The sequence below is a fragment of the Brachybacterium sp. SGAir0954 genome (assembly GCF_005490785.1).
GTDB classification, from domain to species: domain Bacteria; phylum Actinomycetota; class Actinomycetes; order Actinomycetales; family Dermabacteraceae; genus Brachybacterium; species Brachybacterium rhamnosum.
Genome location: NZ_CP027295.1, coordinates 766369 through 791888 on the forward strand (window position 1 = coordinate 766369; position 25520 = coordinate 791888).

Consider the following 25520-nt stretch of genomic DNA (forward strand, 5'->3'; position numbering starts at 1 on the left):
AGTATCCCGGCCAATCTATACCGGTATTACTATCGGTGCATGGTCCGCCTCCCCCTCACCCCTGACGAGATCGCCCGCGGCGAGCGCCTCGGCGCCGTGCTGCGCCGTGCCCGCGGCGAGCGGCCCCTGCTCCGCGTCGCCCTCGATGCCGGTGTCTCCCCGGAGACGCTCCGCAAGATCGAGTCCGGCCGCGTGGCCACGCCGTCCTTCCCGACCATCGCCGCGATCGCGGCGGAGCTCGGCCTCTCGCTCGACGAGGTGTGGGCGCAGATCAGCGGGCCGACGGCCGACGCCGCGGCGGACGGCCCGCGCCTCGCCTCCTGAGTCGCGCGGTTGCGTCGGCACGGTCAGTACTCGGCCCTGAAGCTCTGCGCGACCTCCTCGCCCTGCGCGAAGTAGTGGCGGAAGGTGTACAGCAGCGGCCGCCATGCGCGGAGGTCCACGTGATGCGTCCCCGGGACGACCACGTCCTCGCGGGCATGGATCCGCAGCACGCGGGCATGCACGGCGCTCGCGTCGTCGTCGCAGGGCACGATCCTCTCCACCCGGGCCTCGATCTGGACAGGGCACTCGACGATGCGCATCGGTCCGACCAGCTCCGCCGGTGACGGCGTGAATCCCCCGAGGCCCCACTTGTCCTTCTCGGTGCGATAGGCCCCGGCCTTGTGCGGGGAGAGGGCCGCGGCGCCCGTGGTCGCCGCGATGGCCTCGACCCGGTGCGCGAGGGACGCCTCGGGCAGGTTGATGACGATGCCCGGGTCGCGCCGGAGGTTCGCGAGGCCGTGGGAGTCGTCGCCGAGGCCGAGCACGTACGTGCGACCCAGCGCCCACGCGGAGGAGATCGGGGTGATGTTGGTGCCGCCGTCGTCATCGAGGGTCGTGATCAGGGCGACGGGGGTGCCGAAGTACAGGACGCTGGGTTCGATGTGGAGGTGCATGCCCCGATGGTGGGCGCACGACAGTTCGGTGGTCGCCGACGTGTCCCGGTGCGAGGATCGACGCATGCCATCCGACGCGCCGGACTCCACCTCGGCCCCTGCCCTCGCCGAACTCGCCCGGGCGATGGCCGATGACTCCCGCGCGACGATGCTCCTCGCGCTGCTCGACGGCCGCGCGTGGACGGCCGGGGAGCTCGCGGCGGTCGCGGGGGTGGCCCGCCCCACCGCGAGCGGGCATCTGGACCGGCTGCTCTCCGCGGGACTCGTCGTGGAGCGTCGCCAGGGCCGGCATCGCTACGTCAGGATCGAGGATCCCGAGGTCGCGCTCGCTGTGGAGGGCCTCGCCGCGCTCGCCGCCGCCCGCGGGCTCGTGCGACCGGCCGCTCCCTCTCTCCGCGCCCAGCGGGCGGATGCGGCTCTGCGCGAGGCCCGCACCTGCTATCGCCACCTGGCCGGCCGTCGCGGCGTCGAGCTCGCGGAGGGCCTTCGGCGGAGAGGTCTCGTGGGCGCCGGGTGGGAGCTCACCGAGGCCGGTCGACGCTGGTGGGAGGAGCACGCGCTCGATCCGGGGACGCGGCGGCGCGGGGCCCCGATCCGCCCGTGCCTCGACTGGACCGAGCGGACGGACCACATCGCGGGTCCCGCGGCCGAGTCACTGCTCGATCACCTGGTGGGGGAGGGCGCGCTGCGGAGGCGCAGCATGCCGCGCGCCCTCGCCGTCGAGTCCGATCACCCGCTCTGGGCCGAGCTCGGCGTGCGCTGACGGCGACTCGCCGCGACACGGCGGACGGGCGACGAGGTCTGGACGCAGATCAGCGGGCCGACGGTCGACGCCGAGGCGGACGGCGCGCGCCTCGCCTCCTGAGCAGGCCGTTCAGCGGACCTCCCAGTCCTCCACGTCCCCCGGCACGACCCGCAGCAGCGGATGCGCGGGCACCGGGTCCCCCGGGGCGGGGAGGAGCGCGAGGTGCTCGGGGGAACGGTGCTCGCACTTCGCCCGCAGGTGCTCGAGCTCGTACGCCAGCTGCCCCGCGGTCACCTCGATCGGCGGGAGCGAGGCCGGCGGGGCCGGGTGCAGCACCCGGGTGAGGTCGAAGCGGTAGCCGCGCGCCGTCGCCTCCTCCTGCAGGCCCGTGAGGAAGCCGCCGATCGCCTCGATCGGTGCGGGATGCGCCTGGAAGCGGCGCAGCTGCGGGTGCCGGGTGTAGCCGCGGGTGCCGCCGGCGAGCACCTTCTGGGCGAGCAGCGCCTCCCGCCAGCCGGCGACGAGGGCCGCGCGATCCAGCAGGGACGGGTGCAGGCTCCACAGGCGCATCCACCGATTCAAGCACGCTCGGATGCGCGGCCGTCCCCCGTGGTGGCACGATCCGGGCATGAGCACCGCGCGCATCCCGGCCTGGGCCGGTCCTCTGGACGTCGCCGAGCTCGCGCTCGGCGCGGTCCGCGAGGCCGGGGCCGCCACCGAGCGGCTGCTGCGGGCGCACGGCACGGACGTGCAGGTCACCACCCATCCGGCGCTCGTCGAGGCGGCGTTCTCCGCGATCGACCGGCTGCGCGTGGACGGCCGCGCGGCGGAGCCCTGGGCGCCGCTCTCCGGCTTCGCCGCGGCCCGGGACGGCTGGCTGCGCCTCCACGGCAACTACCCGCACCACGCCACCGCGATCACCGCCGCGCTCGGCGCGCGCACCCCGGAGGAGCTCGCCGCGGCGGTCGCCCCTCGGCCCGCGGAGGAGGCGGCGGCGCGCGTGATCCGCGCGGGAGGGATCGCCGCCGTGGTCCGCACCCCGGAGGAGTGGCGGGCGCATCCGCACGCCCGCGCGACGGCCGGAGACCTGTGGGTGACGACGCAGCTCGGGGGCATGGCCCGTGACGAGTCGCCCGACCCTGCCGCGACGGGGGAACGCCTCCCGCTGGCGGGACGACGCGTGCTCGACCTGACGCGCGTCGTCGCCGGCCCGGTCGCGACCCAGCTCCTCGGCTGCCTGGGGGCCGACGTGCTGCGCCTGGACCCGCCCGCACGCCCCGAGCAGCTCGACGCCTTCCTCGCCGCCGGGATGGGCAAGCGCTCCGCCCTGCTGGACCTCCGCGCCCACCGTGACCTGCTCGAGGAGCTCCTGGCCGGGACGGACGTCGTCGTGCTCGGCTACCGGCCCGGGGCCCTGACCGACGTGGGCCTGGACCCAAGCGACCTCGCCGCCCGGCATCCGCACCTCGTGATCGGCGCGCTCTCCGCCTGGGGCGAGCGCGGGCCGTGGGGCGACCGCGCCGGCTTCGACTCGATCGTCCAGGCGGCGACCGGGATCGCCGTGCGCTGCGCACGGGAGGACGGCCGGCCCGGGGCGCTGCCCGTGCAGGCCCTCGACCATGCGACCGGTTTCCGTCTCGCCGCCGGGATGCTCGACCTCCTCGCCGACGGACGCGCGGGCGTGGTGCGGGCGAGCCTGCTGGGCGCTGCCCGCACCCTGCTCGCCACCGGCACCGGCGCGACATCGAGCACGGGCGCCGGCGACGGCGACGGACGAGCGGAGGCCGACGGCGGCGCCGGTGATGGCGCCGCCGTCGGCCTCCCTCCAGCGGTCGAGCTCGGGACGCCGCACGGCCGCGTCTCGACCGTGCCCGTCCCGCTCCTGCTCGACGGTGTCCCGCTGACCGGGGCGATCAGCGGCTACGGGACGGCCCCGCCGCGGTGGGAGGAGCGGCGCTGACGGGACGGCACCGGCTCAGCCGATGCGCGCCGCGGTGGAGACGACGCCGAGGCAGTTGTGACGGTGTCCCGCCCCTCACCAGCCGGTCTTCGGCGCGTCCCGGCGCCCTCGCCGCCGGGGCCCGAGCTCGACGCCACCCCCGCGCCGTCGTCCCCCGACGTCGCTCAGCCGCGCTCGAGCCGCTCCGCGCGGGCAGTCACGGCGCGGGCCGCGACCCGCGTGGGCGCCGTGTAGGAGCCGCCGAAGAGCACCACATGGGCGAGCAGGCCGAACAGCTGGTGGGCGGGCACGTCCTCCCGCCAGCCACCGGGCAGTGGATGGGCCTCCTCGTACCCGGCGAGGATCTCCTCGAGGTGCGGGGCGCCGAACAGGGAGAGCATCGCGAGGTCCTCGAGACGATGGCCGCCGTGCGCGGCCGGATCGATGAGCACGGCGCCGCCCGCCGTCCAGAGCACGTTGCCGGACCACAGGTCCCCGTGCAGACGCGCGGGCCGCTCCCGGCCCTGCCCGGAGACCCCGTCGAAGGCGCCGTCGCGGATCACGGCGATCGCCGCCTCCACCTCCGCGCTCCCCTCGGCGCCCAGCCGCGGCGCCGCCCTCCGCGCGAGCGGGGCGAGTCGGTCCTCCGCCCAGAACGGGGCGAAGGCGTCGTGCTGGCGCACCGGGACCGCGAACGGCGCGTCGAGCGGCCCGAACCAGGCGCCCTCCGCGGGGATCCACCCGAAGGCCTCGGCGCCCGCGTCGTGCAGGCGGGCGAGATCGGCGCCCAGCCGGCGCGCCGCGCGGGCGCTCGCCCCGGTCTCCTCGAGGCGCTCGAGGTCCAGGCCGTCCTCGCGCACCGCGCGCACCTCGACCACGGGGACCTGGCGGGCGGCGGCGAGCCAGCGCAGGCCCGCGGCCTCCGCCGCGAAGAACCCGGTGGGCGCCCCGGGACGGGACTTGGTGAACAGTGAGCTGTCGACGTCGTCCATGCCCACCACCGTAGGAGCCTCAGGCGGGCAGGCCCAGCTCCGCGGCCAGCAGCGGCCGCATCTGCTCCACGAGCGGGCGGTACGAGCGCCTTCCCCTCGCGCGCCGGGCGAGGTGCACGAGCATGCCGGTGCGCTCGTAGGCGGTCCAGGCGCGCATCCGCTCCCGCAGCGAGGGGAGGTCCGCGATCGCGTCGGGCACAGGTCCCAGCCGCCTCCGTGACTCGAGGTAGACGTGGACGAACCCGGCCACGGCCTCCTCGTCCATCGGCACGTACCAGGGGCCGGCGTGCACGGAGCCTCCGATGATCGCGAGGTCCCGGGCGGGGTCGTCGGCCTGCGCCCACTCGAAGTCGATGTACTGGACCCGGGGGACCTCCGACCCCGGAGCTTCGTCCCACATGATGTTCGTGGCGCACAGGTCGCCGTGGGTGAGGGCGAAGGCGTCGAGGGAGCCGATCTGCTCCTCGACGCCGGCGACCCGGGCGAGGGTCGCCTCGAGGAACGGCTCGAGCTCGTGCTCGGCGATCACCGCGGCCGCGTGCTCGCGCCAGTCGGCGACGGCCCCGGCGACCTCCGCGATCAGGGACGGAGTGGTCGTGGGGACCGCGTCCCAGGGGGCCGCGCCGAAGGAGACGGGGCCGCGGCCCGGGGCGGCGACCGTGTGCAGGCGGGCGAGGAGCTCCGCGTGCGCGGCGAGGTGCGTCGTCGTCCAGGCGCCGGGTGCGGCGGCCGTGCCGGGCACCTCGCTGGTCACGACGTAGGGGACCCCGAGCGGGCTCGCGGCGGGATCATCCGCGTAGGCGATCGGCTCGGGCCCCACCTCGACGGGCGCGAGGGCGAGGGCCGCGATCTCGTGGGCGAGGGACTGCGGCAGCTCCGCGGGGTCGACGTGGGGGACGCGCACCAGCAGCGGGGCGTTCTCCTGCGGGGCGACGCGCCAGGCGGCGAAGTGCTCGCCGACGCCCAGCAGCGACACCCGCGCCGCGCCGGAGAGCGAGGCGGGGAGAACGGACTTGTGCAGGCCGGGGAGCCGCACCGGCGAGGTGGCGTCCCGCAGCGGGAGGACGAGGGTCCCGTGGCGCCAGGCCTCGAGGATCCGCTCGCCGGTCTCCGGGCGGGCAGCCGCGGGCAGGTCCTCGTCGAGCTGTTCCTCCGCCACGCGGCCTCCTCGTTCGGAGTCTGACGGACCCCTTCATCGCTGGTCAGGGCATTCTACGCCGTGGTCGGCGGCGTCCCGGGGACCGCCGCGCCCCGCCCGGCCGCGGTGACCGAGCCGACGCCCCTCACCCGGGGGCCGCCGATGGGGTTCGCGATACCCTGGGACGATCCCGACCGGGCCCCGTGGCGGTGCCCGGACCGGTCGCACGTCCCCAACCTCGAAGGAGCTCCCGTGGGTGAGCTGCACCTCGGCTTCGAGATCGCGGCTCTCGCCGTCCTCGTCGTCCTCCTCCTGGCAGATCTCCTGCTGGTCATCAAGCGGCCGCACGTGCCGTCGCTCAAGGAATGCGCGGGATGGATCGGCTTCTACGTCGGTCTCGCGCTCGTCTTCGCCGTCGTCCTGTACCTCGTGGGCGGCATGGCGCCCGCCTCGGAGTTCGTCACCGGCTGGCTGCTCGAGTACTCGCTGAGCGTCGACAACCTCTTCGTCTTCATCGTCATCATGACGAAGTTCGCGGTGCCCAAGAAGTATCAGCAGGAAGTGCTGATGGTGGGCATCATCATCTCGCTCATCGCGCGCGCCCTGTTCATCCTCGCGGGCTCGGTGATCATCGAGCACTTCGTGGGCGTCTTCTACCTCTTCGGCCTGTTCCTGCTGTGGACCGCGTGGAAGCAGACCCAGGAGGAGGGCGAGGACGACGGCGAGTCCTTCATCATGCGCGGGGTGCGCAAGCTGTTCCCCGTCGCGCAGGAGTACGACGGCAACAAGCTCCGCACCCGGGTGAACGGCAAGACGATGCTCACCCCGATGCTGATGGTCTTCATCACGATCGGCCTGACCGACGTCATGTTCGCCCTCGACTCGATCCCCGCGATCTTCGCCGTGACCCGGAACCCGTTCCTCGTGTTCACCGCGAACCTCTTCGCGCTCATGGGCCTGCGCCAGCTGTACTTCCTGCTGGGCGGCCTCATGGAGCGCCTCGCGTACCTGCACTACGGCATCGCGATCATCCTCGGCTTCATCGGCGTGAAACTGCTGATCCACGCGATCCACGAGGCGCCGCTGCACTTCATCCCCGGCTTCGAGATCCTCGAGAAGATCCCCGAGGTGCCGATCTGGCTCTCGCTCACGGTGATCGTCGTGTCGATGGCCGGTGCGGTCGCCGCCTCGCTGCTGTTCCCGCCCAGGAGCTCCGGCTCCGACGAGGACGCGGAGATCACGCAGCACTGACCAGCGGGTGCTGACCACCCACTGCTGACCCGAGGGGCCGGCCGGCGCGACAGCCGGCCGGCCCCTCGGGCGTCCGTCCCCGGGTGGGGGGTGCCGGCGTCGACCGTGCTCAGACGGCGGGCGTCGCGAAGCCCCCGTTGGACAGCAGCAGCTGCCCACGGATCCACCGGCCCCGCTCGGAGAGCAGGAAGCGCACCAGGTCCGCGACCGTGCCCGGCCCACCGAGCTCCCCGCCCGGGGTCTGCGCGGCGCCGGCGTCCCGCACCTCGTCCGTCATCCAGCCGGTGTCGATCGGGCCCGGGTTCACGACGTTCGTGCGGATGCCGCGATCGGCGAGCTCATGGGTGCCCGCGAGCACCAGGCGGTCCAGAGCCCCCTTCGTGGCGCCGTAGGGCAGGTTGTGCGTGGTGTGGTCGCTCGTGAGCGCGATGACGGCGCCGCCGTCGGCCGCCGGCGCGCCCTCCTCGCGCAGCGGGACCTGCTCGGCGAAGGCCTTCATGAGCAGCCAGCTGGCGCGCACGTTCACCGCGTAGTGGCGGTCGAAGCTCTCGACGGTCGTGTCCAGGATCGAGGAGTCCACGGACTCGCAGTGCGCCATGACGAGCGCGCCGAGCGGCCCCAGCTGCTCATGGGCCTCGGCCACGAGGCGCGGCGGCACCGCGGGATCGGCGAGGTCGCCGTCCAGCAGCACCACCTCCGTGCCCTCCGCGCGGAGCTCCTCGGCGAGGTCGGTGACGTCGGAGGGCTCGCCGTTCACCCGGCGGTCGTAGGCGTCCAGGGAGGACAGGGCCAGGGCGAAGCCGTCGGCAGCGAGGCCGCGGGCCAGGGCGGCGCCGATGCCACGGCGTCGACCCACCCCGGTGAGCAGGGCGGCGCGGGGCGGGGCGGGGGAGACGGGGAAGCCGGCGGGGGACATCATGGGCCGACGGTAGGTCCCGGCAGCGGCCCGTGGCCAGGTCTTTTCCCGGGCAGGCCGCGCCGGGTCAGCCCTCGTCGGTCCGGTCCCAGACCACGTGGCCGTCCTCGTCGAGCCGGGCGCCGGCGCTCGGCTCGTGCGGCCGCTGCTGGCCCGAGTGCATCAGGTCCAGCACCTCGGCCCCGTGCTCGAGCAGCATCACGTCGGCGATGAGGCGACGATGGCAGCGCCACCAGACCGCCTCCGAGCACATCACCGCGGTGCGCTCGCGCGCCACGTCAACCCGCAGCTCCGTGATCCCGGCCCGGAACTCCTCGCTGCGGGTCCAGGCGGCGTAGGCGCGGAACTGGGCGACCCGCCACCAGGGGTCCCGGGTGGCGGTGTCCTCCTCCGTCGTGAGCCGTCGCCGCCCGCCCAGGCGCTCGTCCCAGCGGTAGTCGATACCGGCGCCGCGGCAGATCTCCTCGACCTTGCCGCGGGCGGCGGCGTCGTTCGTCCGGGACCCCGGGAAGCGGCGCACGTCCACCAGCTGCCGGATGCCCGCGCCCGTCAGCAGATCGGCGAGCTCCTCCGGCTCCAGTCGACCATGACCGACGGTGAGCAGCGCGGGGGAGGGCACCTCCGCGGTCACGCTCGCGGGCCGTTCAGAGCGACCGCCTGGACCGGTTCGTGCTTCGTCATCGTCGTTCCTCTCAGTCGGGGAGAAGGGTCCGCGGCGCTCAGGGACCCGCGAGCACCTCGGCGGTGCTGCGCAGGTCCACCTGCGGCGGGAACAGGCTCATGGTGTGCAGGGCGGCCGTGGCGTTCTCCGCGGCGGAGGCCGCACAGGCATCGGCGACCACGGCGACGTGCGCCCCGGCGTCGGCCGCGGCGAGCACCGTCGTGATGACGCAGCAGTCCGTGGAGACCCCGGTGACCAGCAGCTGCGGGGCGTGGCCGACCACGCCGGCGAGCTGCGGCCCCCATTTGCCGAAGCTCGGCTCGTCGATCGTGGGGTGGGCGGAGAGCTCCGCGGCGCCGTCCACCAGCGCGTAGAGCGGATCGGTCGCGGGGACGTCGGCGAAAGGCCAGGCCGCGAAGTAGTCGCCCCAGGCGGTCGAGCGGTCCGCGGTGGGCAGCCAGCGGGTGAGCAGGGTCCGCTCCGGCCCCACCGCGGCGGCGAGCTCGCGGATCCGCTCCCACGCCCCCTCCCAGAAGGGGGACGCCCAGTCCGAGGCGGGGTCGGCGAAGATCCGCTGCGCGTCCACGACCAGCAGCCACGGCTCCCGGTCGGTCGCGGGCTCCGCGGCGCTCATGCGGTCGCCTCCTGCCGGCGGATCCGGCCGCGCCGCGCCACGAGCGTCACCAGGAAGCCGAGCACGAGCGCGAGCAGCACGCCCACGTTCGCGTACGCCCAGTTCCCCTCCCAGTACGGACCCGCGGGATCGTCGACGTAGGTGCCCAGGCCCAGAGGCTCCAGGAGGTAGCCCTGCCAGTTGTTCCAGGGGGCGTCGGCCGCATAGGAGTTCACGACGAGGCCCCAGCCGAGCACCGAGACCACGACCAGGGTGACGATGCTCGTCCAGTCGACGGCGCCGTAGCGGCCGCGGGGGTCGAACAGGGCCTGCTCGTCGTAGTCGCGGCGGCGGGTGAGGACGTCCGCGATGAGGATGCCCGCCCAGCCGGCGATCGGCACGCCGAGCGTGATGAGGAAGCTCTGGAAGGGGCCGATGAAGCTCGTCGCGAAGAATGCGACCCAGATCGTGCCGACGGTGAGGATCACGCCGTCCACCGCGGCGGCCGCCGGGCGCGGGATGCGGATGCCGAGGCTCAGCAGGGTCAGGCCCGAGGAGTAGATGCCGAGCACCGCACCGGAGACGAGGGTCAGCACGGCGACGATCCAGAAGGGGATCAGCGCCCACAGCGGCAGGATCGAGACGAGCGCGCCGATCGGGTCCCCGGAGATCGCCTCGGAGAGGGTCTGGTCCGAGCCCGCGAGCAGCAGGCCGAACACCACGAGCACGACGGGCGCCGCCGCCCCGCCCACCGTGTTCCACAGGACGATCGAGCCGTCCGAGGCGGTGCGCCGCTGGTAGCGGGACCAGTCCGCCGCGATGTTGATCCAGCCCAGGCCGAAGCCCGTCATCACCATCACCAGCGCGCCGATCATCGCCTGCGGCGGCCCCGAGGGCATCGAGGCGACGGCCTGCCAGTCGATGTGCGGCACCGTGAGCACCATGAACAGGATCGTCATGATCCCGGTCGCCCAGGTCAGGACCGACTGCAGGCGCATGATCGTGTGATAGCCGAGCACGCTCGCCGTGACGATCAGCGCCGCGATGAGGACCGCGGCGATCACCGTGACCGCGCGGCCCGAGGCGACGCCCAGCGTGCTGAACACGGTCGCCGTCGCGAGCACCGCGGAGATCGCGAGCGAGGTCTCCCATCCGATCGACGTGAGCCACGAGATGATGCCCGGCAGCTTCTGCCCGTGCACGCCGAACGCGGCCCGGGACAGCACCATCGTCGGCGCGCTGCCGCGCTTCCCGGCGATCGCGACGAGCCCGCACAGCGCGAAGCTGATGACGATGCCGATCACCGCGACGACGCTCGCCTGCCAGAAGCTGATGCCGAAGCCCAGCAGGTAGGAGCCGTAGCTCATGCCGAACACGGAGATGTTCGCGGCGAACCACGGCCACACGAGATCGCGCGGGCGGGCGGTGCGCTCCGACTCGGCGATGATCTCGATGCCGGTGGTCTCGATGAGGCCGGGGGTGGGAGAGGGGGTCGTCATGGTCCGCTCCGAGGAAGAGGAGATCCGAAGGGGAAGGGCGCCCGTGCGGGGCACTGGCGGAAGTCTCCCACGTCACAGCGCCGCCGTGGGTTCCCTGCGTCATGGCGGCGCAGGTCCGCTCAGGCATACCCTCGGAAGGTCGTGGCCCCCGGCCCGCACCCTCCCCCCTCCCGCCGACGGGCCCCCGTCGGCCCTCCCCTGCTTCCCAGGAGCCGTGTGTCCTCGTCCCCGTCCCGCCTGCACCGCCTCGTCAGCCTCGCGCCGCCGCGCTACGACCACATCCCCGCCGCCCGGATCTCCCTGGGCCTCGCGATCCCGCTGGCGACGCTGCTGCTCACGGGGCACCTGGGATGGGCGATGTTCGCCGGCTTCGGGGCCTTCACCGGCATCTACTCGCGCTACGAGCCCACCCGGGACCGGTTCCGCCGGCAGTCGCAGGCCGGGGCGATGCTCGTGGTGTGCGTGACGATCGGCGCGCTGCTCGCGCAGCTCACGACGGCGGCGCCCGGCATGACCGGGAAGATCGCGATCATCGTCGTCACCGCGCTCGTGGCGGGCGGCTCCGCCGTCTTCGTCAGCTCCCGCGGCCTCAAGCCGGGCGGCGCGATCTTCCCCGTCTTCGCGGTCGCCGCGGTGGCCTCCGCCCCGCCGGCCGCCCCGGTCTGGGTCGCGGCCCTCGTCGCCGCGTGCTGCGCGGCGCTGTGCGTGGGCCTCGGCCTGCTGGGCCACTGGGCGGGGGAGCGGCACCCGGGCGTCGTCCTCTCCACCGACCACCTGCACGCCTCGCGCGCCGAGCGCACCGCCGAGTTCCTCCGCTACACGATCGCCGCGCTCGGGGCGGGGCTGCTGGGCCTGCTCTCCGGGCTGCCCTTCCCCTACTGGGCTCAGGTCGCGGCCGTCGCCCCGCTCGCCCCGCTCGGCTACTCCGCCCAGGTGGAGCGGGGCCTGCAGCGCGTCGTCGGCACGACCCTCGGCATCGTCACCACCGCTTTTCTGCTCTCCTTCCCCGCGGAGCCCTGGCAGCTCGTCGTGTGGGTCGTGCTGCTGCAGTTCCTCGCCGAGCTGTACGTGCTGCGCAATTACGCGATGGCGCTCCTGTTCATCACCCCGCTCGCCCTGCTCATGGTGCAGCTGGGCCATCCCCAGCCGGCCGGGCCCATGCTGCGGGCGCGCGTGCTCGAGACCGCGATCGGCGTCGCCGTGGGCCTCGTGATGATCCTCGGGCGGCGCGCGCTCGAGCGGCGCCGCGCGCGGCGGGCCGTCGTCGGCTGAGGCCGCCCGCCCCCTGGTCCGCCCTCGCCGAGTCGAGCCCGGAGTCGTAACGTGCGGCTCCATGACCACCGCCGACGCCCCCGCCACCCCGGCAGGCCCTGCCTACACCCACGGCTACGGGGAGGCCGTGCTCGACAGCCACCGCGCCCGCACCGCAGCGAACTCAGCCGGTCACCTGCTCCCGCATCTGCGCCCCGGGCAGCGGCTGCTCGACGTCGGCTCCGGCGCGGGCACCATCACCGCGGATCTCGCCCGGATCGTCGGCCCCGCGAACGTCACCGCCCTCGAGGTGGGGGAGGAGTCCGCGGCGATCACCCGCGCGGAGCTCCACCGGCAGGGACTCTCCGAGGTCCAGGTGGTCGTCGGGGACGCGCAGGCGCTGCCCTTCGCGGACGACGCGTTCGACGTCGTCCACGCCCACCAGGTGCTCCAGCACCTCCCGCGTCCCGTCGACGCGCTCGCCGAGGCCCGGCGCGTGACCCGCCCCGGTGGCCTCGTCGCCGCCCGGGACAGCGACTACGAGGGCTTCCGCTGGTTCCCCGAGGACCCGCGCCTGGACCGCTGGCTGCGCCTCTACCTCGACGTGGCGCGCGCCAACGGCGGCACCCCGGACGCCGGTCGCCGCCTGCTCGCCTGGGCACACGAGGCCGGGTTCACGCAGGTCACGCCCGGTGCCTCCACCTGGCTGCACGCGACCCCGGAGGCGCGCGAGGCGTGGGCCCGCACCTGGTCCGGTCGCATCACGAGCGATCCCCTCGCCGCGCAGCTCGAGCGGGAGGGCCGGGCTGACGCCGCCGCGCGCGAGGACGTGGCCGCCGCGTTCCGCGACTGGGCTGATTCGGAGGACGCCTGGTTCGTGCTCCTCCACGGCGAGATCGTCGCGACCGTCTGAGGGGCGCGGGGGGCCGATGGGTCCACGGAGGGCGAGTGATCCCGTCGCCGAGCCGGACGTCCTATTCTGGGCGCGACCACGACGTCCATCGGGAGGATCCCTCATGAACCTCAGCTCCGCCGTCCTGCGCGCCGTCCCCGGTGCCTTCATCCTCAACTCCGGCATCGGAAAGCTCGGCATGGACGAGCAGACCGCCGGCTACCTCCAGTCGATGGCCGTCCACGGCATCCCAGCGGTGGAGAAGCTCTCCCCGAAGCAGTTCGGCCGCCTCGTCGCGATCGGTGAGATCGCCGTCGGCTCCTCCCTGCTGCTGCCCTTCGTCCCCACGAAGGCCGCGGGCCTCGCGCTCGCCGGCTTCTCCGGCTCGATGCTGTCGATGTACTTCCGCACCCCGGAGATGACCGAGGCCGACGGCGTGCGCCCCACCCAGGCCGGCACCCCGCTCGCCAAGGACTCCTGGATGGCGGCGATCGCGATCGCCCTGATCCTCGGCACCGGCTCCGGCGCCCGCGAGGCGAAGAAGGCCGCCAAGCAGGCGGAGAAGCGCGCCGCGAAGCTCGAGCGCAGCCTCGAGAAGCAGGCTCCGGCCGCCTGATCCTCGCCTGGCCTCGGCCCGGCGTACCCCCGTTGCATGTCCGATTGCGCGCTGTGGTTCCGTTCGTGGAACCCCGGCGCGCAATCGGGCATCGAGGCGGCGGGCGATTTGCCGGAGAACGTCGACGCCCTGCAAGAACTTGCAGTTGCTCGACGTCGCCATCGCCACCCAACCGTCATCACTTGACCTGCATTTATGCCCTCCTCTTGTCGAGATGTGGCCCACCTCTCGACGAATCTGAACGAAGCCTGTACTCTCCACGGCAAGATCTGGCCAGATCCTGCAAGTTCTTGCACCGATCCCGGCGACGCCGCCGGATGACGAGCCCGACGGTGGGCGTCGTCGACGACAAGGAGAGAACCCATGCAGCACCCCGTCCCCAGACCCCGCATCCCCCGGGCCTCGACGCCCGCATCGGCGCCTGCCACGGCGTCGGCCGCAGCCCTCCCCGGGGCGCGCACCCTCCCCGGGCCGCGCGCGCTCGCCCGCCTGCTCGCGGCCCTCGCGCTCGCCACTCTGCTCGCCCTCGCCGGCGCCCCGGCCGCGGCGCCGCCCGCCCAGGCCGCGCCCCCGATCCCGAGCGGCGGCGCGACCTCGCCCAACGGCCGCGGCGACGTCATCCTCAACCTCTTCCAGTGGACCTGGGACTCCGTGGCCGCCGAGTGCGAGAGCACCATCGGGCCCGCCGGCTTCGGCTACGTGCAGGTCTCCCCGCCGCAGGAGACGATCCAGGGCACCGCCTGGTGGACGTCCTACCAACCCGTGAGCTACAAGATCGAGGGCAAGCTCGGCGACCGCGCCGAGTTCGCCGCCATGGTCGAGTCCTGCAACAGCGCCGGCGTCGAGGTCATCGCCGACGCCGTCATCAACCACACCACCGGGGCCGACGGCGGCTCCGGCACCGGCACCGCCGGCAGCTCCTACGGCATCGACTCCTTCCCCGGCATCTACGGCGCCGAGGACTTCAACGACTGCCGCACCAACATCACGAACTACCAGGACCGCTACCAGGTCCAGAACTGCCGCCTCGTGTCCCTGCAGGACCTGCGCACGGGCTCGACCCACGTGCAGGACACCCTCGCCGGGTACATGAACGACCTGCTCTCCCTCGGCGTCGCGGGCTTCCGCATCGACGCCGCGAAGCACATCCCCGCGAGCGACCTCTCCGCCATCAAGTCGAAGCTCACCGACCCGGACGCCTACTGGGTCCAGGAGGTCATCGGCGCCTCGGGCGAGCCCGTCCAGGAGTCCGAGTACGTGGGCACCGGTGACGTGCACGAGTTCGACTATGCGCGCCAGCTGAAGTCCGACTTCGACGGATCGATCGCGAACCTGCAGCACATCGCCGATGGCAAGCTGCCCTCCGACCAGGCCGGCGTGTTCGTCGACAACCACGACACCGAGCGCAACGGCGAGACCATGAACTCCACCTGGGGCGCGAAGTACGTCCTGGCCAACACGTTCATGCTGTCCTACCCCTACGGCTCCCCGTCGGTGTACTCGGGCTACACCTTCACCGACAAGGACGCCGGCGCCCCCGGCGCGACCGCCACCTCCGTGCCGGACGCGAACTGCGACTCCGACGCCTGGACCTGCACCCAGCGCTGGACCGAGATCCAGGGCATGGTCGGCTTCCACAACGCGGTCGCCGGCACCGAGGTCACGAACTGGTGGGACGACGGCGCCAACCAGATCGCCTACGGCCGTGGCGACAAGGGCTTCGTCGCGATGAACAACACCGGCTCCGCGACCACCCGCACCTACACGAGCTCGCTCCCCGCGGGCACGTACTGCGACGTCGTCGCCTCGAGCAACTGCTCCGAGACGATCACGGTCGCGGCCGACGGCACCTTCTCGGCGACCCTCCCCGCCTACGGGGCGCTCGCCCTGCAGGTGGGGAAGACCTCCGAGGGCACCACGCCGGACCCGGGCAACGAGCCCGTCGCCGGGAAGGTCTCCGTGAGCGTGCAGGCCACGACCACCTGGGGCCAGGACGTGCGGATCGTCGGCTCCGTGCCGGCGCTCGGCAGCTGGAAGCCTGCCTCCGGCGTGGCCCTCGACCCGGCCGGCTACCCCGCCTGGACCGGTTCCGTGGACCTCCCCGCCGGCACGAGCTTCGAGTACAAGTACGTGAAGGTCGACGCCTCGGGCGCCGCCGTCTGGGAGTCGGGCGCGAACCGCACGGCGACTGTCGGCGCCGACGGGAAGCTCAGCCTCTCCGACACCTGGAAGTAGCACCCTGACCGGCGCGGGCCCGCAGCATGGCGGGCCCGCCCCGATCGCCGCTGACCCGGCCCGGCCCCGGCTCGGCTCGGCTCGGCCCGCCCGGCTAGGCCCGCCCGGCTCGGCCCGCCTCTCACCCGTGTCCGATTGCGCGCTGAGCTTCCACCAATGGTTCTCCAGCGCGCAATCGGACACGTTGCTCGTGCGGCCGCGGTGGGTCCACGCCTCGCGGGCCCGCCTGCAGAGCTCGTTCGCTGCCCGTTTGCGCGCCTGTGTTCCGCTCGTGGAACTCAGGCGCGCAAACGGACATCGGGAGGGGAGGAGGGGGCGGGACGCAGGGAGGGGGCCGGGCGGGGAGGAGGGGGCGGGACGCAGGGAGGGGGCCGGGCGGGGCGCAGGGCGGGGAGGTGGGGGCGGGTTGCAGGGGAGGTGGGGGTTCGGGGCGCGGGGGAGGCGGCGGTCAGGCGCCGGAGTCGGAGGCGCCGCCGCCGTCGGACGCCGATCCGCCGGCGCCGGGCGCCGCGGAGCCGGGCACGCCGAAGAGGCGCTGCCCGAACATCGTGTCCCCGGTCCCGATCCCGGGGAGGATCGCGAACAGGCCGCTCGCCACGTGCTGCAGGTACTCGGTGAGGGCGTCGCTCCTGGTCATGCGGTCCAGGATCGGGTAGAAGCCGGCCCGCGGGTCCCGCACGAAGGCCGCGAAGAACAGGCCGCCGTCGATCCGGCCCAGGGAGTCCGAGCCGTCGGTGTAGTTGTAGCCGCGGCGCAGCATCCGGGCCCCGTCGTTGTTCTCCGGCGCGACGAGGCGGATGTGGGCGTCCGTCGGGATGAGCGGGGACCCGCCCTCGGCGGCCTCGTAGTCCGGGGCCGTGAACTCGGCGCGGGAGGCGGAGGGGTCCGCGACGGAGAGCGGGGCGCCGTAGCGCTTGTCCCGACCGATCGTCGCCTCCTGGTCGCCGAGCTGCAGGCGGTCCCACACCTCGAGGTGCATGCGGATCTTGCGCAGCGCGAGGTAGGTGCCGCCGGAGAGCCAGTCGCCGCCGTCGTCGCCCTCGGCGACCCAGAGGTGCTCGGCGAGCACGTCGGCGCCGTCCTCCGCCTTGACGTTGAGGGTGCCGTCCTTGAATCCGAAGAGGTTCCGCGGGGTCTCCTGCGCGGTCGACGTGGACGAGGTGCGGCCGTAGCCGATCTGCGTCCAGCGCAGCGCCGCGGTGCCGAAGGCGATGCGGGTGAGGTTGCGGATCGCGTGCATCGCGACCTGGGCGTCGTCCGCGCAGGCCTGCACGATGATGTCGCCGCCGGAGTGCTTCTCCTGGAGCGCCTCGTTCGCGAAGGTCGGCATGCCCGCCTCGAGCACCTCCGTGATCCGGGACGCGAGGCCGAACCGGTCCTTCCCGTCGGCGTCGAGGAAGATCCCGCGGCCCACGCCCACGGTGATCGTGAGCGAGCTGGGCGGGTAGCCCCAGGCCTCGCCGGTGTCCCGCGGGGCGGCGTAGGGGTTCGGGTCCGGCTCGCCGCCGACTAGCTCGCCCGCGGTCATCTGCTCGGCGGCGACGCTCCAGTCCGCCATGAGGGTGCGGAGGTCCTCGAGGTCCGACGTGGTGACGTCGAAGGCGGCCGTGAACAGGTAGTCCTGGGCGGCGGTGGTGATCCCGGACTGGTGCTCCCCGCGCAGGGGGTGGGAACGGGAGAGCGGGTCCGCGGAGCCCTCCCCGGCGGCGCCGCCGCGGGAGTCCGCGGCGCGCATGCCCGCCGCGCCGAGCAGACCGCCCGCGAGCAGGGCGCCGCCGGCGGCGCCGAGCAGACCGCGGCGGCCCACGCCGCCCGCGCGGGCGCCGCTCGAGCGCGCGGAGCCGTCGGCCGACGCCGACGCCGGCGCCACGTCGTCGGGCGTCGTCCCGCTCGTGGGCCGCATGCCCTCGGGCGTTCCGTCGGCCGACGTCCCGACCCCGGGGACGTCCTCCTGATGCTGCCGATCCACCGTTCCCGCCCCGTCGCTCAGTGCAGGATCGTGCCGGCGACCTGCGAGAGGCTCTCCGAGAGCGCGTTGACCGCGTCGGAGATCGCCCGCTGGGCGTCGGTGTAGGAGTCGTCGCCGGGGGCCTCGCCCGCGTCCTCCTGGACGGAGGCGATGGTCGAGTAGTCCACGAAGGCGGGCTCACCGTCGGGCGTGGTGCCGTCGGTGTGCTTGTCGAGCTCGGCCTGGACCGCGTCGAAGCGCTCGGAGATGTCCTTGTCCAGCGCCTCGTCCTTCGCGACGACGAGGGCCTGCACGTTCCCGTAGGCGACCTGGGCGCCCTGCAGGTTCGCCTGGAAGTCGTCGAGGTCGGTGTGGGAGAAGGTGTCCTCCTCGCCCACGATCTTGCCGGTCGCGACCTCCTCCATGAGCCCCTGCGCGCCCTGGACCACGTCGTTCAGCGTGATCGTGAAGGCCGCGCCGCCGAGGCCGGTGCGCTTGCCGTAGACGATGTCGTAGAGGGTCTGGATGTTCTTGTTGAGGTCGTCGGCGGCGGCCTTGCGGGCGGCGTCGTCGGCGAAGGAGAAGGGTGAGCCGTCCTCGGTGAAGAGGTCCGCCTCGATGCGATGCCAGCCGGTCCAGCCCTCGAGCACGGAGGGGTCGGTGACCTCGGTGCCGGCGTCCGCGGCGAGGTCCTGGACCCGCGCGTCCATCGCCATGTCGAGGTCCCCGGCCTCCTCGATGCCGAAGGCCTCCGCGGTGGGCTCGATGCGCTCGTAGGGGCGGCGGCCCTGGGCGAAGAGCGAGCGGGCGAGCTCGCGGTCGCCGCTCACGTAGGCGTCGGTGAACTCCTTCGCGCTCGTGACCAGCAGGCCCACCTGGTCCTTGATGTACGCGGTGTAGTCGGCGACGGCCTTCTCCTCGAGGGCGGCGGTGTCCTCGTCGACCTCGACGGCCTCGCCCGCGGTGACGGTGAAGGCGGCGGTGCCCACGAGGGCACCCACCATGTTCGGCTTGCTCGCCGTGAAGTAGGAGCCCTCCGCGAGGGAGGTGGTGAGCTCGACGCTGCTGCCGGGGCCGATGTTCTCCTTCTCGGAGATGATCCGCAGCTTGTCCTCCGCGAGGATCTCGAACTCGTTGGGCACGGTGCCGCTGTTCGTGATCGTGAAGGTGACCTGGCCGGAGGGGACGCTCGCGGTGGAGAGCTCGCACGCGTCGTCCGTGAGGGTCACGGCGACCGCGCCGGACCCGCCGCCGTCAGAGGCGGGGGAGGCGACGCCGGGGTTGTCGGTGCATGCGGCGAGGGCGAGGCCCACCAGCGGCAGGCTCCCCAGCAGGAGACGGCGGGAGGGCAGGGCGCGGGACGAGGGGGTCATGGTGCTCCGGGGTCGGGCGACGGATCGCGCGGGGGTGATCGGGGGAGGGCCGACGCTCAGGCGTCGGCGGCGGGGACGGCGGCCGCGGAGGGCGCGGCGACGGTGAGGCGGCGGGGTGCGCGAGTGCGCAGGACGAACAGGGTGCCCACCGGCACGAGGTAGAGGAACCAGGCGACGACCTGCAGCACCGTGGGGTTCACGTTGAGCTGGAACATGGCACTGAGCAGGACGTACAGCCAGTACACGGGGGAGCTGGGGGCGGGCAGCGCGGCGGAGAGGTCCCAGGCGCGGTCGTTCAGGCCGGGCAGCGCCGCGGCCTCCTGCAGGTCGCCCACGCCGTAGGCGGTGATGCCGGCGGCGACGAGGATCAGCAGCGCGCCGGTCCAGGTGAAGAAGGTGCCGAGGTTCAGCCGCAGCGCGCCGCGGTAGATGAGCACGCCGAGCACGATCGCGACGGCGAAGCCGGTGAGGATCCCGGCGGTCGTGACCCAGGTGGAGCTCGCGACGGAGGACTTCACGGTCGCCCAGAGGATGAGTGCGGTCTCCACGCCCTCGCGGCCCACGGCGACGGCGGCGATGAGGACGACGCCCCAGCCGCGACCGTCCCGGAGCGCCTTCTCGAGCCCGGACTCGAGCTTCTGCTTGAGCTCGCGGGCGTTCTTCGACATCCAGAAGATCATCGAGGTGGTCAGCGCGACCGCGAGCAGGCTGAGCGTGCCGCCGAGGATCTCCTGCGCCTGGAAGGTGAGGGTCTTGGGTCCCCAGGTGAGGATGGCGCCCACGGCGAGCGGCACGATCGCGGCGAGGGCGACGCCGGCCCAGAGCCGCGGCAGCACGTCGCGGCGGTCCGAGCGGACCAGGTAGGCCACGAGGATGCCCACCACGAGCGAGGCCTCGAGGCCCTCGCGCAGGGCGATGAGCAGGTTGGGCAGGAACATGCGGTGGCACTCCGGAAGGGATCGGGCGGCCCCCAGCGGGTCGTCGATCAAAAAGTAAGGCGACCCTCACGTAATTGTCCAGCGGGGGTCCTCCACCGGACATGTGGCCCCGCTCACGGGCACGTGGACGGACGGGCCGCCGTCGCCGCCGGGTGCATGCTGGTCCGCATGCCCCTCCCGCCCTCGACCCCGGATCGCCCGGCCCCCACGACCGCCGTTCCCGCGCCGCCCCACCTGCGTGCGGACCTCCCCCGCGCGGTCGGGCTCGTGGTGCTCGTGGCGCTCGCCGTGCTCGCGGGGGACCTGCTCACGAGCACCGGCGCTCTGGACGGGGGCGACCGGCGTGTGCAGCAGGCGCTCGCCGTGAGCGCGGGCGGCGCCGGGGCCCGGCTCGCGCTCCTCGTCGACCTCGTGCTGGGGCCGCGGACGGCGCCGCTGCTCGTGGTCGTGCTCGGCGTGGCCGTGGGGATGGGTCGCCGCAGCGGGCAGGAGGGCCTGCGCACGGCGCTGCTCGCGGCGGTGCCGTGGGCGCTGAGCAAGCTCGTGAAGCTGCTCGTGGCCCGGCCCCGACCGGAGATCACCGACCCCACCGACCTCGTCGACCCCTCGACCGTGCACCAGCTGCTGGTGCCGATGCCGACCTCGTCGAGCTTCCCGAGCGGGCACACCGCGATCGCGGCGGCGCTCGGCTGCGCGCTCGTGCTCTCCCTGCGGCCGGGTCGAGGCCGATGGGTCGCGATCGCGGGGGCGGTGCTGCTCGCCCTGGTGGCCGCGTGGTCCCGGGTCGCGCTCGGCGTGCACCACGGCACCGACGTGGTCGCCTCGCTCGTGCTGGTGCCGCTGCTCGCCGTGCTGTGCGCGGGCCTGCTCGAGGGGCGGCTGCCCCGGCGACCCGTCGGGACCTGAACGGGGTCAGGCGGCGGCGCGGCTCGACCCCTTGCCGGTCCGCGGTGCGAGGCGGAAGGCGACCACGGCGGAGGTGATCGCGGCGGTCGCCATGAGCGCGGCGAGCACGACGATCTGGAAGCGGCCCGCCTCGAGCGGGGACACGCCGCCGAAGATCGCGCCGACGAAGGCGCCCGGCAGGGTCACGAGCCCGGTCGTGCGGGTCTGGTCGGTGGTGGGGATGATCGCCTCGCGCAGCCCGTGCCGCGCCATGTCGATGGTCGCGCGGCGAGGGGTGGCGCCGAGGGCGAGCCAGCCCTCGACCTCGTCCCAGCGGTCGTCGACCGCCTGCACGACGCGGCGCCCGGCCAGGGTCGAGGTGGTCATGGCGTTGCCGATGACGATCCCGCCGATCGCGAGGGCGTAGCGGGCGGTGGGCTCGATCGCCCCCGCCGTGAAGACCACGGCGAGGGGGACGAGCACCCCGCCGCCCATGGCGAGGGCGGTGAGGGGGAGGTGCGTGCGCAGGTCGCCGAGGCGCCGGGCGCTCGTGGCCGCGGCGACGGTGAACATGACCGCGAGGGCGAGCGCCACCCAGCGCACGTCGGTGATGACGGGCGGGCGATGAGACGACGATCACGGTCTACGGACCGGAATAAAGCAAGCTCGAACTGGCGAAAAGGTGCGAGGCGAGGCTAACCTCAGCATGTTCGGTTCCGGTTCGTCCGCACCGCAGGACCCCGCCCTTCCCCTCCTCACGAAGCCCGAGGCTCCCCATGACCACCGCCCTCAGCCGCCGCACCCTCGGATCCGCCTCCGTCGCCGGAGCGCTCGGTCTGCTCCTCGCCGCCTGCAGCGGCGCCGACGCCGACACCGCCGCGGGCGCCTCCGACGCCGGCGCCGCTGGCTCCGTCGGTACTGTCGAGATCGAGGACAACAACGGCACCCAGACGATCGTCACGCCTCCCGCCTCCGTCGTCGCGACCGACAACCGCACCTTCGAGACCCTCGAGGCCTGGGGTGTCACCCTCACCGCCGCCGCCCGCGAGCTCATGCCCACGACCATCGGCTACAAGACCGACGAGTCGATCGTGGACCTCGGCAACCACCGCGAGCCCGACCTCGAGGCCGTGGTCGCCGCGCAACCCACCCTCATCATCAACGGACAGCGCTTCACCCAATTCCACGACGACCTCGCCCGCCTCGCGCCCGACGCGACCGTGCTCGAGCTCGACCCCCGCGACGACCAGCCCTTCGCCGACGAGCTCAAGCGCCAGGTCACCGCGCTCGGCACGATCTTCGGCAAGGAGACCGAGGCCGCGGACCTCGGCACCGGCCTCGACGCCGCCATGGACCGCGTGAAGGCCGCCTACGACGGCTCCTCCACCGTCATGGCCGTGAACGTCTCCGGCGGCGAGATCGGCTTCATCGCCCCCGGCGCCGGCCGCACCCTCGGCTGGACCTTCGAGGCCCTAGGCCTGGTCCCCGCGCTCGAGGTCGAGGGCGCGAGCGACGACCACCAGGGCGACGACATCTCCGTCGAGGCGATCGCCTCCGCGAACCCCGCCTGGATCCTCGTCATGGACCGCGACGCCGCCGTGAGCGCCGACGACCCCTCCTACGAGCCCGCCGCGCAGGTCCTCGAGGCCTCCGAGGCGCTCGCCGGCGTCACCGCCGTCACCGAGGGCAACATCCTCTACATGCCGGAGGACACCTACACCAACGAGGGCATCCAGACCTACACCGAGTTCTTCGAGAGCTTCGCCGACGCCCTCGAGAAGAAGGCCTGAGCCCCCGGGCAGGAACCACCCGCATGACCTCCCGCGCCACCACCGCGCGACCCGCGACCGCGCCGGCACCCCGCCGGCGCGGTCGCGAGCGCCTCCTCGACGCGAAGCTGCTGATCGGCCTCGCCGTCGTCGGCGCCCTGCTCGTCGCCTCACTGTTCACCGGCGTCTACGACCTCGGCGCCGAGGACGGCGCACAGATGTTCGCCATCACCCGCGTGCCCCGCACGATCGCGCTCGTCCTCGCCGGCGCCGCCATGGCCATGTCCGGCCTGGTCATGCAGCTGCTCACGCAGAACCGCTTCGTCGAGCCCTCGACCACCGGCACCACCGAGTGGGCGGGACTCGGCCTCATCGCCGTCATGATCCTCGCCCCGCAGTCCTCGCTGCTCACGCGGATGAGCGTCGCCGTCGTCTTCGCCTTCATCGGCACGATGGTCTTCTTCGCCGTGCTGCAGCGGGTCACCCTGCGCAGCTCCCTCATCGTCCCGATCATCGGGCTCATGCTCGGCGCGGTCGTCAGCTCCGTCTCGACCTTCGTGGCGCTCCAGTTCGACGCCCTGCAGATCCTCGGCGTCTGGTTCGCCGGCTCCTTCACCTCGGTGCTGCGCGGCCAGTACGAGGTGCTGTGGGTCGTCGCCCTCGTCGCGGTCGCGGTGTTCGTCCTCGCGGACCGCCTCACCGTCGCGGGGCTCGGCGAGGACGTCGCGACGAGCGTCGGCGTGAGCTACCGGCGGATGGTCCTCGCGGGCACCGCCCTCGTCGCCGTCGCGACCGGCGTGGTCACCGTGGTGGTCGGCAACCTGCCATTCCTCGGGCTCGTGGTCCCCAACATCGTCTCGATGCTGCGCGGCGACGACCTGCGCTCGAACCTGCCGTGGGTGTGCCTGCTCGGCATCGGCGTGGTCACCCTGTGCGACCTCGTGGGCCGGATCGTCATCATGCCCTTCGAGGTGCCCGTGTCCCTCATCCTCGGCGTCGTCGGCGCCGCGGTGTTCATCGCCCTCCTCCTGCGGCAGCGCCGACGTGGCTGAGCGCGTGACCGCCCCGATCGCCGGGACCGCCGTCGCTGCCGTTGGTCCCGACGGCCCGGCCCCCGACGTCCCCGTCGCCACCGCCGCGCGCAGCGGCTCCGGCGCCTTCGCGGACGCCCGCTCCCGCCGCCGCTACCTGATCGTGCTCATCGCCCTCCTGCTCGTCGCCGGCGGCTGCGCCTACGCCCTGCTCGCCGTCGGCAACCCGATGCCGCCGGGCAGCGAGGGCTTCCGGCTCATCGCGCAGATGCGCGCGACCTCCGTGACCACGATGCTGATCGCGGCGTTCTGCCAGGCCACCGCCACGATCGCCTTCCAGACCGTGACCGCGAACCGCATCATCACGCCGTCCTTGCTGGGCTTCGAGTCGCTCTACACGGCCATCCAGACCACCGCCGTCTACGTGCTCGGTGTGGCCGGCGTCGTCGCGATCCAGGGCACCGGGCAGTTCCTGCTCCAGGTCGCCGCGATGGTGGGACTGTCGATGCTGCTCTACGGCTGGCTGCTGCGAGGACGCTACGCGGACATGCAGGTCATGCTGCTGATCGGCATCATCCTCGGCGGCGGGCTCGGCTCGATCTCCTCCTTCATGCAGCGCCTGCTCACCCCGAGCGAGTTCGACGTGCTCTCCGCGCGGCTCTTCGGCTCCGTCTCCAACGCACGCGTCGAGTACCTGCCCTGGGCGATCGGCCTCGCCGGCATCGCGGGCGCCAGCATCTGGCTGAGCGCGCGGAAGCTCGACGTCCTCGCGCTCGGCCGGGACGTGTGCCTGAACGTGGGCGTCGACCACCGCCGGCAGACGCTCCTGGTCCTCGTGCTGGTCTCCGTGCTCATGGCGACCTCGACCGCGCTCGTGGGGCCGATGACCTTCTTCGGCTTCCTCGTCGCGACCCTCACCTACCAGCTCGCGGGCACGCACGCGCACCGCCTGCTGCTGCCGCTCGGCGTGCTGCTCGGCTTCGTCGTGCTCGCCGGCGCCTACCTCGTCATGGACCACGTCTTCTACGCCGGCGGCGTGGTCTCCGTCATCATCGAGCTCGTCGGCGGCACGGTCTTCCTGGTCGTGCTGCTGCGGAAGGGTCGTCTGTGATCGCCATCGACACGGTGCGCAAGCGCTACCGCTCCGCCGACGGGACCGTCGAGATCGGGCCCGTGACCCTCGAGATCCCCGCCGGCGGCGTCACCGCCCTCGTGGGCCCGAACGGCGCGGGCAAGTCCACCCTGCTCACGATGGTGGGACGGCTGCTCGGGATCGACGAGGGCGCGATCGAGGTCGCCGGGTACGACGTCTCCCGCACCGCCTCGAAGGACCTCGCGAAGGTCCTCTCCGTGCTGCGCCAGGAGAACCACTTCATCACCCGGCTCACGGTGCGCCAGCTCGTGGGCTTCGGCCGCTTCCCGCACTCGCAGGGACGCCTCACCGCGGCCGACGAGCAGAAGATCAGCGAGGCCATCGACTTCCTGGGCCTGCAGGAGCTCGAGTCCCGCTACCTCGACCAGCTCTCCGGCGGGCAGCGCCAGCGCGCCTATGTCGCCATGGTCCTCGCCCAGGACACGGAGTACGTGCTGCTGGACGAGCCGCTGAACAACCTCGACATGCGCCACAGCGTGCAGATGATGCGGCGCCTGCACGCGGCGGCGCACGAGCTGGGCCGCACGATCGTCGTCGTGCTCCACGACGTGAACTTCGCGGCCCGCTACGCGGATCGCATCATCGCGATGAAGGACGGCCGGGTCGTCGAGTCCGGGCCGGTCGCCGAGATCATGGACGGGGCGCTACTCAGCCGCGTCTTCGACACGGACGTGCAGGTGATCGACGGGCCCGACGGCCCCCTCGCCGTGTACTACTAGTACCGAGTCGATGCCCCA

General features: G+C 73.3%; 26 protein-coding genes. 14 read left to right on the top strand and 12 right to left on the bottom strand.

The window, feature by feature from the left end:
• The first annotated feature begins 39 nt into the window (after positions 1–39).
• Positions 40–324: a helix-turn-helix transcriptional regulator gene (locus tag C1N80_RS03430; protein ID WP_137769495.1), complete on the top strand. Its 285-nt coding sequence runs from the start codon at positions 40–42 to the stop codon at positions 322–324.
• A gap of 23 nt (positions 325–347) precedes the next feature.
• On the opposite strand, the gene C1N80_RS03435 is transcribed toward C1N80_RS03430, so the two are convergent.
• A complete protein-coding gene (locus tag C1N80_RS03435; protein ID WP_137769496.1) occupies positions 348–938 on the bottom strand; it encodes a flavin reductase family protein in 591 nt (196 codons plus the stop codon).
• 64 nt (positions 939–1002) lie between these two features.
• On the opposite strand from C1N80_RS03435, the gene C1N80_RS03440 reads away from it, so the two are divergent.
• The gene (locus C1N80_RS03440; protein WP_137769497.1) at positions 1003–1701 is read left to right on the top strand and encodes a helix-turn-helix transcriptional regulator; all 699 of its coding nucleotides are present in this window, start codon (positions 1003–1005) and stop codon (positions 1699–1701) included.
• Between the two features lie 111 nt (positions 1702–1812).
• On the opposite strand, the gene C1N80_RS03445 is transcribed toward C1N80_RS03440, so the two are convergent.
• Complete coding sequence (locus tag C1N80_RS03445) at positions 1813–2253, bottom strand: pyrimidine dimer DNA glycosylase/endonuclease V (protein ID WP_137769498.1); 441 nt, start codon at positions 2251–2253, stop codon at positions 1813–1815.
• 58 nt (positions 2254–2311) lie between these two features.
• Between C1N80_RS03445 and C1N80_RS03450 the strand changes: the two genes are divergently transcribed.
• A complete protein-coding gene (locus C1N80_RS03450) occupies positions 2312–3643 on the top strand; it encodes a CoA transferase (protein WP_137769499.1) in 1332 nt (443 codons plus the stop codon).
• Between the two features lie 164 nt (positions 3644–3807).
• Here the strand turns inward: C1N80_RS03450 and C1N80_RS03455 are convergent, their stop codons facing one another.
• Together C1N80_RS03455 and C1N80_RS03460 are read right to left on the bottom strand one after the other, a co-directional pair.
• Positions 3808–4614 carry a fructosamine kinase family protein gene (locus C1N80_RS03455; protein ID WP_137769500.1) on the bottom strand — a complete coding sequence of 269 codons (807 nt, stop codon included), beginning with the start codon at positions 4612–4614 and terminating at the stop codon, positions 3808–3810.
• Positions 4615–4633: 19 nt separating this feature from the next.
• Positions 4634–5773, bottom strand: a complete 1140-nt coding sequence (locus tag C1N80_RS03460; protein WP_137769501.1) for a phosphotransferase family protein — start codon at positions 5771–5773, stop codon at positions 4634–4636.
• Between the two features lie 231 nt (positions 5774–6004).
• On the opposite strand from C1N80_RS03460, the gene C1N80_RS03465 reads away from it, so the two are divergent.
• The gene (locus tag C1N80_RS03465; protein ID WP_137769502.1) at positions 6005–7003 is read left to right on the top strand and encodes a TerC family protein; all 999 of its coding nucleotides are present in this window, start codon (positions 6005–6007) and stop codon (positions 7001–7003) included.
• 109 nt (positions 7004–7112) lie between these two features.
• Here the strand turns inward: C1N80_RS03465 and C1N80_RS03470 are convergent, their stop codons facing one another.
• The 4 genes from C1N80_RS03470 to C1N80_RS03485 form a co-directional block, all read right to left on the bottom strand.
• Positions 7113–7922, bottom strand: coding sequence for an SDR family oxidoreductase (locus tag C1N80_RS03470; protein WP_240811218.1), 810 nt, complete (start codon positions 7920–7922; stop codon positions 7113–7115).
• Between the two features lie 64 nt (positions 7923–7986).
• Entirely contained in the window at positions 7987–8550 is a 564-nt protein-coding gene (locus C1N80_RS03475) for a DUF488 family protein (protein WP_137769503.1), read from the bottom strand.
• Between the two features lie 88 nt (positions 8551–8638).
• Positions 8639–9214, bottom strand: a complete 576-nt coding sequence (locus C1N80_RS03480) for a cysteine hydrolase family protein (RefSeq protein WP_137769504.1) — start codon at positions 9212–9214, stop codon at positions 8639–8641.
• The gene (locus C1N80_RS03485; RefSeq protein ID WP_137769505.1) at positions 9211–10692 is read right to left on the bottom strand and encodes a cytosine permease; all 1482 of its coding nucleotides are present in this window, start codon (positions 10690–10692) and stop codon (positions 9211–9213) included. Before C1N80_RS03485 ends, C1N80_RS03480 begins: the two co-directional genes overlap by 4 nt.
• Before the next feature lie 216 nt (positions 10693–10908).
• Here C1N80_RS03485 and C1N80_RS03490 point away from each other — a divergent pair, with 216 nt between their 5' ends.
• The 5 genes from C1N80_RS03490 (at position 10909) to C1N80_RS03505 (ending at position 15686) form a co-directional block, all read left to right on the top strand.
• Complete coding sequence (locus tag C1N80_RS03490) at positions 10909–11964, top strand: FUSC family protein (protein WP_137769506.1); 1056 nt, start codon at positions 10909–10911, stop codon at positions 11962–11964.
• A 61-nt stretch (positions 11965–12025) separates the two neighbouring features.
• Entirely contained in the window at positions 12026–12856 is an 831-nt protein-coding gene (locus tag C1N80_RS03495) for a methyltransferase domain-containing protein (protein WP_137769507.1), read from the top strand.
• Positions 12857–12959: 103 nt separating this feature from the next.
• The gene (locus C1N80_RS03500; protein WP_137769508.1) at positions 12960–13451 is read left to right on the top strand and encodes a DoxX family membrane protein; all 492 of its coding nucleotides are present in this window, start codon (positions 12960–12962) and stop codon (positions 13449–13451) included.
• Positions 13452–13487: 36 nt separating this feature from the next.
• Positions 13488–13637, top strand: coding sequence for a hypothetical protein (locus tag C1N80_RS15395; protein WP_168198004.1), 150 nt, complete (start codon positions 13488–13490; stop codon positions 13635–13637).
• 177 nt (positions 13638–13814) lie between these two features.
• Complete coding sequence (locus C1N80_RS03505) at positions 13815–15686, top strand: carbohydrate-binding module family 20 domain-containing protein (protein ID WP_137769509.1); 1872 nt, start codon at positions 13815–13817, stop codon at positions 15684–15686.
• A 448-nt stretch (positions 15687–16134) separates the two neighbouring features.
• Here C1N80_RS03505 and C1N80_RS03515 read toward each other — a convergent pair whose 3' ends face one another.
• Genes C1N80_RS03515 through efeU form a run of 3 tightly spaced genes read right to left on the bottom strand, consistent with a single transcriptional unit; the run spans position 16135 to position 19945 of the window.
• Positions 16135–17655: a Dyp-type peroxidase gene (locus tag C1N80_RS03515; RefSeq protein ID WP_370297194.1), complete on the bottom strand. Its 1521-nt coding sequence runs from the start codon at positions 17653–17655 to the stop codon at positions 16135–16137.
• Between the two features lie 17 nt (positions 17656–17672).
• Positions 17673–19007 (bottom strand): iron uptake system protein EfeO, encoded by a 1335-nt coding sequence (efeO, locus tag C1N80_RS03520; RefSeq protein WP_137769510.1) that lies wholly within the window; start codon positions 19005–19007, stop codon positions 17673–17675.
• A 56-nt stretch (positions 19008–19063) separates the two neighbouring features.
• Positions 19064–19945, bottom strand: coding sequence for an iron uptake transporter permease EfeU (gene efeU, locus C1N80_RS03525; protein ID WP_137769511.1), 882 nt, complete (start codon positions 19943–19945; stop codon positions 19064–19066).
• 168 nt (positions 19946–20113) lie between these two features.
• On the opposite strand from efeU, the gene C1N80_RS03530 reads away from it, so the two are divergent.
• Complete coding sequence (locus C1N80_RS03530) at positions 20114–20851, top strand: phosphatase PAP2 family protein (protein WP_168198005.1); 738 nt, start codon at positions 20114–20116, stop codon at positions 20849–20851.
• A gap of 6 nt (positions 20852–20857) precedes the next feature.
• Here the strand turns inward: C1N80_RS03530 and C1N80_RS03535 are convergent, their stop codons facing one another.
• Entirely contained in the window at positions 20858–21424 is a 567-nt protein-coding gene (locus C1N80_RS03535; protein ID WP_370297195.1) for an ABC transporter permease, read from the bottom strand.
• Positions 21425–21606: 182 nt separating this feature from the next.
• Here C1N80_RS03535 and C1N80_RS03540 point away from each other — a divergent pair, with 182 nt between their 5' ends.
• From C1N80_RS03540 to C1N80_RS03555, 4 genes are read left to right on the top strand one after another with little or no spacing between them, the layout of a single operon-like run.
• Positions 21607–22620: a siderophore ABC transporter substrate-binding protein gene (locus C1N80_RS03540; RefSeq protein WP_137769513.1), complete on the top strand. Its 1014-nt coding sequence runs from the start codon at positions 21607–21609 to the stop codon at positions 22618–22620.
• Positions 22621–22643: 23 nt separating this feature from the next.
• Positions 22644–23651 carry an ABC transporter permease gene (locus C1N80_RS03545; RefSeq protein WP_137769514.1) on the top strand — a complete coding sequence of 336 codons (1008 nt, stop codon included), beginning with the start codon at positions 22644–22646 and terminating at the stop codon, positions 23649–23651.
• 4 nt (positions 23652–23655) lie between these two features.
• Positions 23656–24741 (top strand): iron chelate uptake ABC transporter family permease subunit, encoded by a 1086-nt coding sequence (locus C1N80_RS03550; protein WP_205750669.1) that lies wholly within the window; start codon positions 23656–23658, stop codon positions 24739–24741.
• Positions 24738–25502: an ABC transporter ATP-binding protein gene (locus C1N80_RS03555; protein WP_137769516.1), complete on the top strand. Its 765-nt coding sequence runs from the start codon at positions 24738–24740 to the stop codon at positions 25500–25502. Before C1N80_RS03550 ends, C1N80_RS03555 begins: the two co-directional genes overlap by 4 nt.
• The last annotated feature ends 18 nt before the right edge of the window (positions 25503–25520 follow it).

Coding starts and splice junctions, on each gene's coding strand:
- C1N80_RS03430 (WP_137769495.1), top strand. CDS start 40: ATGGTCCGCCTCCCCCTCACCCCTGACGAGATCGCCCGCGGCGAGCGC.
- C1N80_RS15395 (WP_168198004.1), top strand. CDS start 13,488: ATGTCCGATTGCGCGCTGTGGTTCCGTTCGTGGAACCCCGGCGCGCAA.
- C1N80_RS03445 (WP_137769498.1), bottom strand. CDS start 2,253: ATGCGCCTGTGGAGCCTGCACCCGTCCCTGCTGGATCGCGCGGCCCTC.
- C1N80_RS03505 (WP_137769509.1), top strand. CDS start 13,815: ATGCAGCACCCCGTCCCCAGACCCCGCATCCCCCGGGCCTCGACGCCC.
- C1N80_RS03455 (WP_137769500.1), bottom strand. CDS start 4,614: ATGGACGACGTCGACAGCTCACTGTTCACCAAGTCCCGTCCCGGGGCG.
- efeU (WP_137769511.1), bottom strand. CDS start 19,945: ATGTTCCTGCCCAACCTGCTCATCGCCCTGCGCGAGGGCCTCGAGGCC.
- C1N80_RS03480 (WP_137769504.1), bottom strand. CDS start 9,214: ATGAGCGCCGCGGAGCCCGCGACCGACCGGGAGCCGTGGCTGCTGGTC.
- C1N80_RS03470 (WP_240811218.1), bottom strand. CDS start 7,922: ATGATGTCCCCCGCCGGCTTCCCCGTCTCCCCCGCCCCGCCCCGCGCC.
- C1N80_RS03530 (WP_168198005.1), top strand. CDS start 20,114: ATGCCCCTCCCGCCCTCGACCCCGGATCGCCCGGCCCCCACGACCGCC.
- C1N80_RS03540 (WP_137769513.1), top strand. CDS start 21,607: ATGACCACCGCCCTCAGCCGCCGCACCCTCGGATCCGCCTCCGTCGCC.
- C1N80_RS03545 (WP_137769514.1), top strand. CDS start 22,644: ATGACCTCCCGCGCCACCACCGCGCGACCCGCGACCGCGCCGGCACCC.
- C1N80_RS03500 (WP_137769508.1), top strand. CDS start 12,960: ATGAACCTCAGCTCCGCCGTCCTGCGCGCCGTCCCCGGTGCCTTCATC.
- C1N80_RS03450 (WP_137769499.1), top strand. CDS start 2,312: ATGAGCACCGCGCGCATCCCGGCCTGGGCCGGTCCTCTGGACGTCGCC.
- C1N80_RS03485 (WP_137769505.1), bottom strand. CDS start 10,692: ATGACGACCCCCTCTCCCACCCCCGGCCTCATCGAGACCACCGGCATC.
- C1N80_RS03495 (WP_137769507.1), top strand. CDS start 12,026: ATGACCACCGCCGACGCCCCCGCCACCCCGGCAGGCCCTGCCTACACC.
- C1N80_RS03435 (WP_137769496.1), bottom strand. CDS start 938: ATGCACCTCCACATCGAACCCAGCGTCCTGTACTTCGGCACCCCCGTC.
- efeO (WP_137769510.1), bottom strand. CDS start 19,007: ATGACCCCCTCGTCCCGCGCCCTGCCCTCCCGCCGTCTCCTGCTGGGG.
- C1N80_RS03440 (WP_137769497.1), top strand. CDS start 1,003: ATGCCATCCGACGCGCCGGACTCCACCTCGGCCCCTGCCCTCGCCGAA.